7 protein-coding genes and 1 pseudogene are annotated in these 12,098 nt (G+C 37.5%); 6 read left to right on the forward strand and 2 right to left on the reverse strand.

The genetic code is table 11. The features are described from left to right. Positions 1 to 119: pseudogene (locus A9239_RS18800) on the reverse strand (IS701 family transposase); the annotation flags it as partial. Positions 120 to 218: 99 nt separating this feature from the next. On the opposite strand from A9239_RS18800, the gene A9239_RS04720 reads away from it, so the two are divergent. Further along, complete coding sequence (locus tag A9239_RS04720) at positions 219 to 701, forward strand: nitroreductase family protein (RefSeq protein WP_255361903.1); 483 nt, start codon at positions 219 to 221, stop codon at positions 699 to 701. 768 nt (positions 702 to 1,469) lie between these two features. Here the strand turns inward: A9239_RS04720 and A9239_RS04725 are convergent. After that, entirely contained in the window at positions 1,470 to 4,262 is a 2,793-nt protein-coding gene (locus A9239_RS04725; protein ID WP_048155559.1) for a HEAT repeat domain-containing protein, read from the reverse strand. Between the two features lie 712 nt (positions 4,263 to 4,974). Between A9239_RS04725 and A9239_RS04730 the strand changes: the two genes are divergently transcribed. The 5 genes from A9239_RS04730 (at position 4,975) to A9239_RS04745 (ending at position 11,761) form a co-directional block, all read left to right on the forward strand. Further along, complete coding sequence (locus A9239_RS04730; RefSeq protein ID WP_048155558.1) at positions 4,975 to 6,345, forward strand: hypothetical protein; 1,371 nt, start codon at positions 4,975 to 4,977, stop codon at positions 6,343 to 6,345. Between the two features lie 785 nt (positions 6,346 to 7,130). Further along, on the forward strand, positions 7,131 to 7,460 hold the full coding sequence (locus tag A9239_RS18070; RefSeq protein ID WP_080941446.1) for a zinc ribbon domain-containing protein: 330 nt from the start codon (positions 7,131 to 7,133) through the stop codon (positions 7,458 to 7,460). 166 nt (positions 7,461 to 7,626) lie between these two features. Continuing rightward, positions 7,627 to 8,145, forward strand: a complete 519-nt coding sequence (locus A9239_RS04735) for a zinc ribbon domain-containing protein (RefSeq protein WP_203397919.1) — start codon at positions 7,627 to 7,629, stop codon at positions 8,143 to 8,145. Positions 8,146 to 9,330: 1,185 nt separating this feature from the next. After that, a complete protein-coding gene (locus tag A9239_RS04740; protein WP_052712816.1) occupies positions 9,331 to 10,461 on the forward strand; it encodes a pentapeptide repeat-containing protein in 1,131 nt (376 codons plus the stop codon). Between the two features lie 457 nt (positions 10,462 to 10,918). Then, entirely contained in the window at positions 10,919 to 11,761 is an 843-nt protein-coding gene (locus A9239_RS04745) for a phosphotransferase (protein WP_230668827.1), read from the forward strand. The last annotated feature ends 337 nt before the right edge of the window (positions 11,762 to 12,098 follow it).

A 12,098-nucleotide genomic window follows, 5' to 3' on the forward strand; every position in this document is an offset into this window, starting at 1 on the left:
GGAGCATTAGCTATGTCTGGATAACATCTAGCAGCTTCAGTACAGCTAAAAACTTTAGAAGCCGCAATGAGATATTTAATGTAGTCAATGTCGGTACACTTAGGTGGATTTATGTCCATAACTCCGTACGTTTTTAGAGAAACACTAAGCCATAAGTATATTTATAAAGATATCAAGTTTTCGGCATTTTAACTGCGTAAGTCCTAATCAAAGAGATTATAAGAGCGGGAACATATGCCCCCACAGCCGTGAATAAGCAGCCATGGCGGTTTGTGGTCATAAAAAATAAGCAGCTCGTCGAGGAATATGATGACCGCGCTAAGAAGGCTTTCCTTGCTGCATACAAAGATACCGAAATCCCAGAGATGGTAAGATTTGTGCAATTTTTATCTAAACCGGCAACTCGAATATTCTATGGAGCGCCTGTTCTCATTTTAGTGTTTGCGTCCCCCAATGTTATCAATGAGCATGACTGTGCTCTAGCCGCTGAGAATATGATGCTTGCAGCTCAATCTTTAGGAATAGGCAGCTGTTGGATAGGCCTGGCTGACGGTTTGGGTTACGATATGGAATTCCTGAAAGAGGTCGGAGTTCCAGAGGGCCATAAGCTTATCGCACCGTTGATCTTCGGATATCCGTCAAAGCAGAACCTTAAAGCATCTGTTCGTAATGCTGATGTCATATTAAAATGGATAAATTAACCCCGAAATAAAGACATAATAAAAATTTTCCACTATTCGGGTTTACAATCTATTTTGGGCCTGTTCAAAGTGTTTTTATTCATTTATTTTTTTAAAGAATGTGAAAAGTGGTTTGATACCCGGTGACGATGAGAACCGTTTTTCGGAACGGGTGTGGTGGTGTATATACTTGGGTTGGTTAATACAGTTATGAGAATATGTTCCCGTTCCTGGATACAATAAAGTAGTAGCATCTACTTAAATAATACTGAGAAAAATAATAGCACTAATACAATAATTGTGTGAATTTTACTCATAAATGAATTGAAATCAATTGTGAATGGCTTGATATATAATCAAGTTAGGTAGTAGAAGAAGCTGTTTTGTCCCAAAATTATTTCGCTTTTTAATTTCTTTTATTACAATGATCTGTCGTATACAAGTGACCACCATTTCACTTCAACTTCGAAGTTGTTTCATTTTACAGAATCATTCTACATTACCAAAATGAAGCTTAAATTTACTCAGCATTTAATCTTTTGCGTCATCTGTTACTGTATCGCGTATTGAACATTCAAATGGTTTTGAATCTGCGAAATCATTCCAGGATAAAACACTACACTGCCATATAACAAAAAGTTCTCTCAGAATAATAGTATATCCTCAGGGTGAATATTTACACTTAATCACCTTCAAATCACCTTCAAATCACCTTCAAGTCACCTTCAAATCAACTTCAGTTTTTTAACCTGATAATAATTACAGAAGCTTAAAACTTCTTACTTCAAGTCAGAAATTCTTTTTTTTACGGTCTTTTGTTAAGGATGCCTTCTTTTTCTCTACCCGCTCAAGAAGAGCTTTTCCAAGGTTCGAATACTCCTTTTTCACAGGTTTTTCTTTTTTCACGGTTTTTTGAGCGAAAATAGCCATTTCTTCTTTGTTATCAAAAAAGCCTGAAAATTGGTCAAGAAGTAGAATCGAGGTTTTAAGTAGCTTTTTCTGTCCTGAAAGGTCTCCAGGGGAGAGTCTCCCTGCGCGTGTAAGAAGTTCTGAAAACTGTTCGAAGATCTCGAGAAGTTTCTGTCTTTCAGTCTGCTCCCTGACTTCATCTGTCATTTTTGAGAGGTAGCGCTCACTTTCAACTTTTGCTATACCGGGTCTGTCGCTGAAAAGAATGAATAACAGAGCTTGATAAAAGGGATGATAGAATTCTGGAATATGGAAACCAATAGAAGCTTTGGATGCTTCCTCTAAATAATTGACGGCTTCTTTTAGCCCGAAAATGTAAGTAGCTTCATTTTCTGCCCTTAGCGCCCTCCAGAGAGAAGCTCTTCCAAGCGAGCGTAAAGCATACCTTCGGACATAAACGTACGGATTGTCAGTAAGCGCTTTCAGGTCTCTCCAGGCCTGGGTTTTATCCGGCACATAGAAAAAAGCAGGCCCAAGAGCCCTTGTTGCCTCCCTTTGAACAAAACTGTCGCTATGATCGGAAAAACTTAACAGGTCTTTCCAGGCTTTTTCTTTATCTGGCACCTCTATATAACCTGAAGATAAAGCAAGAATTGCTCCTTTCCGAACTTCACGGTCTTCAACTGACACAAGCCTTACAAGTTCGTTCCAGGCTGCCTGCTTATCTTCACAATAGGCAAAAGCAGAAGCAAGGAGTTCTGTGGCTCTCCTCCTGAGATGGGCTTCTTGGCTTTCAGTAAGCTTTACAAGATCAAAAAAAACTGTGGACTTTTCCTCAACCACTGGAAATACCTCCGAAAGCAGGTCTGCAGCATCCCTTCTGGTGTCTGTCTCCTCCTCCCCGGTCAGGTTAAGGAGTTCGTTCCAGATATCTTGCGTTTTGCCTGTATATCGGGAATAGGCTGTAAGCAGAGATTCTATTGCGCCTCTTCGCCTCTGGGGATCCGGATCCGAAATCAGGTTAATAAGCTTACTTACAGCCTCTTCTTTACCTGAAAGACCAGAGCCTGACCCGGCGAACAAATCCGTCATATCTTTTCTTCGTATGTATGCCCTGCTTTCCACTTCAAGCCCGAAATTATCAGACACAGGTTTTTTAAATAGATTCGAGACAGGCTTTCTGTGTTCTTTTTCATAAAACTGGAGACTACCAGGTTTTTCCTTTTCTCCAGTTTCTTCTTTTTCTCCTGATTTTTCTTGTTCTCCAGTTTTTTCCTTTTCTCCTACGTTTTCTTTTTCACCTGATTTCTCTTTTCTGAATTTACCTTTTTTTTCGAATCTGCGATCTCCCTTTGATTCATATTCCCCCCAGGGTTTCTCTAGTTTCCCAGAGTTACTTTTCCAGGTTTTATCCTGCACTCCACGTTTTCTTATCTCTTCCCACTCCCTTTCACTTACCTCAGGTATATTACATAATTCGGGATAAGCAGAAGTAAGTTTACTCACGACCTTTCGGAGCACAGGACTATCCTTCGTTTCAGCCAGGCGTACAAGCTTGGAATATGCCTCTCTTTTGCAGGAAATATGCGGAAAAGCCTTCGTGAGAATGTTAACCGCTGTACTCTGCACGGCTTCGTCCTCATTCCCTGAGAGTTCGATGAGTTCCTCACATAGTGAAGCTTTGTTATCCAGACCTGAAAATAAGGATACAAGCGCATCAGCGGCCATGTTCCTGATATAATCATCTCTGGCTTTTGCCAGGTTCAGGAAATCAGCCCAGATCTTTTTTTTGTCCGGCATCTCAGGAAAGATAAAAACCAGAGCATCGATAGCTTGCTTTCGAACATACTCATTTTCGTCTCCTGTAAGCTTGATAATGTCATTCCAGGCCTTTTTCTTATCCGGGATATGGAAAAAAACCGGGGGTAGAGCCAGAAGAGCTTCCTTCTGAACCTCAGGGTTTCCCGATACTGCAAGTTCCAGAAGAGTTTCAAGAGTTTCATCCTTCATCTCTTCTGGCATCTGTGTGTAAATAACTCCAAGAGTCCGGGTAGCCTGCTCCCTGATCTTTTCATCCACAGATTCGCTAGCCAGTTCCAGTACTTCATTCCAGGCTTTTTCTTTTTCCCCATCAGCCAGTTCCGGGAAAACCAGGTTCAAAAGCAAAGCCGACTTCTCCCGTACATAAGGATATTCTGAGGCTCCCATCTTAAGCAGGTCTTTCCAGACCTGCCCCTTATCAGGTACTTCCTTTATTATATAATTAAGTGAGCTGACGATTTCCCTATTTGCATCTTCCATGCTTGATCTGGAGTTTATCAGTCCGGCAAGGTTTTCCCATGCTTTATTTTTGTCCTGCATAAGAGAGAAAACGCTGACAAGAGCATTGGCTGCAGCCGTCATTACAGACTCTACAGGATAAGCTGTCAGATTCACAAACTTATCCCATGCAAGCTTTCTATCCGGTACATTCGGAAAAACCGTTACAAGGGAATTGATGGCTTTTTCCCTGACTGCATCCTCTCCGTCAGAACAAAGCCTTAACAGATCTTCAAAAGCCTGTTTTCTGTCAGGCAAAACCTCAAAAAAAGTTCCCAGCTGCTTTGCAGCCTCTATTCTATCATCCGAAAACTGACTGAAAACCTTATTATGTATTTCTGGCTGCTCACTCAAAAATGTCCACCAACTTTGTTATAATACTGTCCTATCTAAATATCAAGCCCATCCCAAAACTAATTTTATCCTCAAATTAGTAAAATTTCAAAATTGTTTTCGTGATCAGAAAATCTATTACTTATTGTAGATCTGGGATTCAGAGAAGTCATTTTGGTTTTTGGAATCAGCTCATTATTTATTTACAATATCCCAATCTGGCAGGTTTCCTCATATAAGTATTGATTCTGGATTTTAGCTGGAAGTAAAATTTATTAAAGTAAAACCGAGAAATGCTGACATAATAGTTTGGCTGTTGAACTCTGACCCTTTTAACCAGATCCTTAAGACCATTGACTGGTTTTGTGGCAGGCAGTTTTTGTTATTTTAATAAATTCCATTATAGTACTTATTAACTGAAGTTTCATTATTGTACTTATTTATTTAATAACTTAAGTTTCACAATTATACTTTAATATTTAGTAACGGAAGTTTTATTGTTATATTTCTCTTACACTTTCTAACCTTTCAAAAAGCTTAAATACCTCTGAGTAGCAGATAAGTTCTCAATCAGAGATATATTGCATTATATTATTGTTTATTTATGCTATTACGAATTAAATATGTTAGTCCAAAATTGTTTAACTATGGACCTGTATCATGCTGAATTATAGTACTTATATAATTGTAAATTATAGTATCCTATAGGATATTTAAATAGAAGGCTGAAATAATGCGGCAACAGGACGTAATAATTAAACAGTTGGCACAAAAAATAGTAGATTTTATCGAACCTGTTATTCCTTATCTGGTTATTGGGTCTAAAAAAGCGGCTGAAGAAGCCTGCAAAAAAGTGGGGTTTGGAGTTTGGGAGACTAAAAGAAAACTCTGGGAAAAACTGTGTTCAACAGAATGCACTGAATTAAAAGAAGCCGCCGGAGATATGATTGTTGCACCCTCGGATATGGATGTAAGGCAAGTTTTTATTCAGGAGATATTAAAATTGCTTGAAAAAAACCCTGATTTAGTTAAAGAAGTTTCGTCTTTTATGGATTACAAAACAGTACAGAACCTAATGACTGAAGACAGTTCGGCCATGATTATAAAACAAACCTCAGAACACGGTTCAAAACAAACTTTGATTGATAGAATCCAAGTGTTTGATGAATTTAACAGGCTGCTTGAAGCCTTCGTAACAAGAAAGGGTATTTCTCAGGGTCCGGAGCGATACGGAATGCAAAATACCGAAAAACCTGTTACTGGTCTAGAAGTCGTAGGCGAAAAGACTCCCAGCGACTTACGAATTGAGCAAATTGCAGAGATTAAACATATCACAAAACCTGATTCTGCAAAAGCTAGTGCTGAAAAAACCGATAATGAGATTCAAGATAAGGTTCAAAAGGCAAAGGCTCTTTTAATGCTAATCTCACGTCTGGAAAAGCCGGAAAAAGGAGAGATCATGGGAGATGCCCTTGATTTTGCCTCCCAGATCCAATATGGAGATTTAAGGTCACAGGCCCTCTCCCTGTCTGTCCTGTACCTGGATGAGCCAAAAAAAGCCGAATCTATTGAGAAAGCTCTTGAATCTGCTTCCCATATTCAGGATGAGAACGAAAGAGCCCTTGTCCTTTCCTCACTTCTCCCTCACCTGAGAGGATCAGGCAAAGAAGAGCTTATTGAAAATATCTTTTGCTTCTCACACCATCTTCAATATGGAGACACAAAATTCCAGATACTTTCCTCGCTTGTACCGCATCTTTACGGGTTAAAAAATGAAGCTATTATTGAAAGAGCCCTTGAACTCATAGAGGTAATTTTCTCTGACTATCAAAAGGTACAGGCTCTCTCATCTCTTATCCCATATCTAAACGAGCAGAAAAAAGAAGAAGTGCTAGAACAAGCCCTTCAATTGGCTTTCGGCCTTAAAGATAAAGACATGAGGCCCGAGGCTCTCTCGTATGTTCTCCCACACCTGGAAGAACCCAGAAAAGAAGAAATTCTTAAAAAAGCCCTTAATCTAGCGTCCGGGATTAAATCCGAGTCCCAAAAAGCTGAGGCTCTATCCTCACTTTCTCCATATCTTGATGAGCCGGAAAATGAGTAAATTCTGGCTATGTAGAAGTTATGGCTATGTAGAAGTTATGGCTATGTAGAAGTTATGGCTATGTAGAAGTTATGGCTATGTAAAAAACTTTTATTAAATCAGCTGCAAAAGGCTGAAATAATTATAAATATTCAGCCCACTCAGCTCAATTAATCGACTTTTTTATAATCGACTTTTTTATAATCAACTTTTTTATAATCAACTTTTTTATAATCAGTTTTTTAATAATCAGCTTCATAATTTCTTGTGTTTTCTACATCTCAGAAAATTTCTACAACGGTCTCTGTCGACGTTACATTAATGTTCATCCTTAATTGTGAACTCCGTTTTCCACTGCCTGCCTGGATTAATCACGGTATTTGGGAGTATCTTCTGGAGTTACATGAACTTTCTAACTAACAGGTAAAATAAAACGATAAAGCAAATGATCAGGAATAAATGCAGCAATGCTCCAAGCATCACTTCAGAACTTATGTCGTGGTCTTTAAAATAAGGAATATTTTGTTTCAAAGTGGAGAGGAGATTGCCGATCGATTCTGCCATGTTTATACAATAATTTTTTCCCATATATAGAATTATAGTTTTGAGTTTCTCAAAACTTTCCTGTTAATACGTGATTTTGCGCCATTTCATTGAGAAACTGACCAGAGCTCAAGTCTGATTTTTAGATACCCTGAATATTGCAAGTCAATATAGAAAATTTAAAAAACTAAAATACAATAATTATTAATAGTATATTTGTCAGGCATCTTTTAGGTAAATAAAAAGTTTATGAAGGGGAAAAGATGGCCAGTTATAAACATCCGTGTAAATATTGCGGTAAATTAATCGCGCGTGATTCTAATTTCTGTCCGTTCTGTACGCATGAGGACCCTCTAGGGCCTATGAGATGCCCTTTATGTAGATACCCTCTTGAAGACGGGGCAAAAGTTTGCGGGCACTGCGGCGTTTTGCTGTGGACCACATGTAATAATTGCGGAAAAGAAACATTCCTTGGAGATAAATGCAGCAATTGCGGTGCTCCTATTGTCATTGCCTGCCCCAATCCGAAATGTCGGACCCTGCAGTCCCCTGCAAGCAAGAATTGTATCAAATGCGGTAAACCGTTGAGGTGATAATATAGGATTCAAGACATCACAACTCCAACCTTTTACAAGGAACTATGAAGACAACAGTTCAGAAGCAGGTTTCCAGTTTACTTTCTACTGTGACATCTGTGAAGACGGCTACAAAACAAGATTCATCGAATCCAAAACATATAAGAAGACAGGCCTGTTCGGCATGGTTGGAAGAGCCCTCTCTGCAGGCTCCGACCTTGTAGGCCAGTACGGTGTTGGGAATGCACTGGAAAGAGGCGTGGATATACTCAACGACCGAAAACAGGGAATGTCTCCTGAATGGCGTAAGGAGTGGGAAGATGCCTTTGAAATAGCCCAGAATGAGGCAAAAGAACATTTCTTCAGGTGTCCGAGATGCAAACACTATGTCTGTGAAGCAGACTGGAATGAGCAGGATAATCTCTGTGTAGAATGTGCGCCAAGAGAAAATGTTGAGCTGACTGCAATAAGAGCAGAACGCATGGTAGATGAAATGAGGGATAAAGCTGAAAATGCAAATGTATTTAAAGGCAATATAGAGAGAAGGCAAACTTTATGTCCTGAATGCGGCAAACCCTCAGGTGAAGGAAAATTCTGCAATAACTGCGGAGCACCTCTTACCCTCACAAAATGTCCAAACTGTGGTAACAAGGTATCCATTGGTACCAGGTTCTGCGGAGAATGTGGTACAAAGTTAAACTAACCTCTCTGAGTAAACAAACATAGATCGTACACTTTTAGTTGGTTGATATTTCATCTTAGAGCGTGTCTTAAAATTAAATCTGGTTCTATAATTTGGATAGGACTTATGCATTTAAATTGATAACGGAGTCAAACTATAATGTCTAAAACAAAAGTTTAAACCATGGCGTTTATTGTGTTTGATTTTATACATCTAGTGCGTAATATGAATTTAAACGAAACGTTGCCTATTATCCAATTGTAGAAATGATTTGAATTTTAAGACAGCCTCTTAGAATACTTTGGATTAACTCTGCATCTATTCTCTAAATTTACGCATGAACAGGAAACTTACGCATGAACAGGAAATTATAGTGTACACAAAGTGAAAAACGATGATGTGCAGAGCCCAAGTTTGTGAAATTTCAGGATAAAACAAAAGCAAATTCTTCACATTGAGGCGTATATTCCATTGAAACTTGAAGGTCATTGAAATAAGAATCAAGCGAAGAGTTTAGTGCAAAAATATTGCCTAAATGTCACTTAAATGTTTTAATATGTTGAAAAGCAAGTGGTTGAAGATGTTGATTTCTCAAAAAAGTTACTTATAAATATCTATAAATAGTAACTGGTTAAATAGTAATTGGTTAAGTAGTAACTGGTTTAATTTTTTATTTTATAACAATTATTTTTTGACAACTACTTTTAAGTATAAATGTAGTTTTTTCCAGGTTTTAATAGCTTTGAATATCTACAGTGTGCAAATTTTTCAGAAAAATCACAAATCTCAATAAGTTATTGGGTAGAAAATTCCATATAGAAAGATCAATTTCTCCGTAGTACGCAAAAACTTGACTTCAAATTTACAGCAAATTTGAGATACTGCATGAATTTTTTCCAAACTCGGAGAATTCATATTTTGTTTTGGAAACTGAATCAAGAAAAGCATAAAAAATTATTTGAGCATATTGAGGTTGCTTATATAGGATTTATGTACTTGAGGAACAAAATCAATTACGTAAAAGACTGTAACTTAAAGTTACGTTTTAGACAGCTAACGGTCTGATGCTGTTGATTTTTCAGTTCAACTGCGCAAGTCCTATTATATCTATAAACATATTAATTGAATTTCGTATTCCTTAAAATTTGAATTAAGTCAATTGTAAGATAGCAATGTTTATTTAAATCTAGATCTGAGTGATTATAAATGGACGATAAAGAAAAAAAAGATCTTCGAGGAGCTAACTTTATAAAGACTAAGCTTGAAGGAGCCGACTTTATAGAAGTTGATCTTGAAAAGGCAAATTTTATAGGTTCTAACCTCCATGGAGCTAGCTTTAAAGGAGCTAACCTTAAAGAGGCTAATCTCCAGGCAACTGAACTTCAAGGAGTTAATTTTCAAGAGGCCAATCTTCAAGGAGCTAAACTTCAAGTGGCCACACTTTATGGAGCAGACCTGCAAGGAGCTAACCTTAAAGAAGCCAATCTTCAAGGAGCTAGCCTTCAAAGAACTGACCTCCATGAAGTTAACCTTCAAGAAGCTAACCTCCAAAGAACAGACCTTGTAGAAGCAAACCTTGAAAGGGCTAACCTTCAAGGAGCTATATTCTGTGAAGCTGATCTTCAAGAGGCTAATCTTCAAGGAGCTGACCTGCAAGGAGCTGACCTTGAAAAAGCTAACCTTCAAGGAGCTAACCTTAAAGAAACTAGCCTTATACGAACTGGTCTTGAAAAAGCTAACCTTCAGGGAGCTGACCTTCAAAGAGCCGACCTTGAAGAGGCTAACCTTCAAAGAGCTGACCTGCAAGGAGCTAATCTTCAAGAAGCTAATCTACAAAGAACTGACCTCAGAAAAGCTAATCTTCAAAGGGCTTACCTTGGAAAGGCTAATTTTGAAAAAGCTAAACTTAAAGGAGCTAATCTTAAAAAAGCTGAATTTGAGGAAACTAACCTTGAAGAGGCCAAACTTAAAGAAGCTATCCTTCAAGGAGCTAACTTTATAAAATCTAAACTTATAAGTGCTAAACTTCAAAAAGCTAACCTTAAAGGGACTAACTTCCAGGGAGCTAACCTTATAAATGCTAAACTTGAGGGTGCCAATCTTCAAAGAGCTAATCTTAAAGAGGCTAATTTTAATGGAGCTGACCTTCAAAGAGTTAACTTCAGAAAAGCTAATCTTCAAGGGGCTAAATTTAAGGAGGCAAATCTAGAAGGTGCTCAGCATTTATTAGTTGACCAGCTTTCTAATGTAAAAACACTTTATAATGCAAAATTAGATGAAAAACTTTTCATACAATTAAAAGAAAAGCATCCTGCCCTCTTTGAAAAATCTGATTAAGAACCTGTCCAAAAAGCGTTATTATCTACGTTAATTCTTACAATCCAAATATTAACCGCCTAGAACGTACTTGATGTTATATAGATTTTGTACATTTTAAATAAAGCGTTGATTTTTTTATACACATTCATTTTCATATAGTTTTTTTATTTTTTACATCATTTTTTATGATTAATGGTCAGAAAGTAACAAAAAGGCAGAATTTAATCATAGATGATTGACAAGGATTCTAAACGGTAATCCTTAACAAAAATCTTACTTTTTTCAATGTTTCTCAAGATATAAACTATCACTGGATAGCTACATTAATCAAGGCTCACAGCCATTCAAGTATGATGGAGGGGATTTTGTAGCATCTTTTGAATACATTCGGACAGTAAAGCCAGGTGACACTTTTAGGGACTGGCTTGTAGAGGGCCTTGGGGATAGAATACAGAATAAGGGTTGTGAAGTTCGAATGTTTAAACTCAGTCATGCATCGCATAGGATCTGTAAATATGAATTTAAAGGGGAAAAACTCACTGTTATAGCCAAATTTTTTGCAGTACCTACGGGAGTGATCAAAAAATATGACAGTTACAGTTTAATGAAGAAAGAGTATGAGGATCTTAAAAAAGCTCGAAAAATAATTGATGTTCCTGAACCTATTGCAATAAATAAAGATTTTAATTGTGTTCTGGTCAGTAAATATGTATCCGGAAAACCTTTATTCTGGTACTTCAAGCACAGGAAGGAGCTTGAAGAAAAGTTAGAACTTATAGCAGATATGCTTCGAAAGCTTCACGAAAATACGCAGACATATTATGATAAAGAAAATGAATTTTCAAAATTTCATTATGTTTTGAATCACCTCAAAATCAACCGGCGTATGAAAAAAGAATATAAACGCTTGCTTGGAAAATGGTGGCATAGTTCCCTCCTGGACATAAAAAACGGTTGTATGATTCATAACGATTCTACTCCTGTAAACTTTGTATTCCATAAGGAAAGGTCGTATTTACTGGACTTCGACCTCGCATCCCGACACGGGCATTTTGCATGTGATCTAGGGATACTTTGTGCTGAACTTAAGTACTATTTTGCGCGGAAGGGATCGAGCCAGAAAGCAGAGCCTTATATTCACCATTTTCTGAGGCATTACAGCAAAGATGAAAAAGAATTCCGAAAAATAACTAAAGTTATCCCGTTTTATATGGCTTACGGCCTGCTGAGAATTGCAATGTTTAAGTCTAATACGAACTGTAAGGATTATCCTCTGAGGGAAGCAAAGAACTGTCTGGAGATAATAAAGAAAATTTGAGAGTATATTTTCAGGCTCCTTATCCTTAGTTCACTGTTTCTTGATGTATGTCTTTGTTTGGATCAGAGACACATATAAACGAGTTGCTAGAAATTATATCGTTTCACAAAGAATAGAATTACGCATTCAAATCAAAAGAGTGTGGACAGCAAATAAACTTATTTTGTGACAAGCCCTAAGCAGTAAAAAGGAAGATTTAATGTAAAAAATGCACATGCAAGTGAATGTGTCCTGACTTTGACAGTTACATAAAAATAAGTGCTCTCTGTTTTGTATGATTCGATCCAATAAACATCACAAAACAAAGAGCCTTCCCTCAATTCCTAACAAGAATATA

It is taken from the genome of Methanosarcina sp. A14, assembly GCF_001729375.1.
GTDB classification, from domain to species: domain Archaea; phylum Halobacteriota; class Methanosarcinia; order Methanosarcinales; family Methanosarcinaceae; genus Methanosarcina; species Methanosarcina barkeri.

Coding starts and splice junctions, on each gene's coding strand:
- A9239_RS04730 (WP_048155558.1), top strand. CDS start 4,975: ATGCGGCAACAGGACGTAATAATTAAACAGTTGGCACAAAAAATAGTA.
- A9239_RS18070 (WP_080941446.1), top strand. CDS start 7,131: ATGGCCAGTTATAAACATCCGTGTAAATATTGCGGTAAATTAATCGCG.
- A9239_RS04735 (WP_203397919.1), top strand. CDS start 7,627: ATGGTTGGAAGAGCCCTCTCTGCAGGCTCCGACCTTGTAGGCCAGTAC.
- A9239_RS04740 (WP_052712816.1), top strand. CDS start 9,331: ATGGACGATAAAGAAAAAAAAGATCTTCGAGGAGCTAACTTTATAAAG.
- A9239_RS04745 (WP_230668827.1), top strand. CDS start 10,919: ATGTTTAAACTCAGTCATGCATCGCATAGGATCTGTAAATATGAATTT.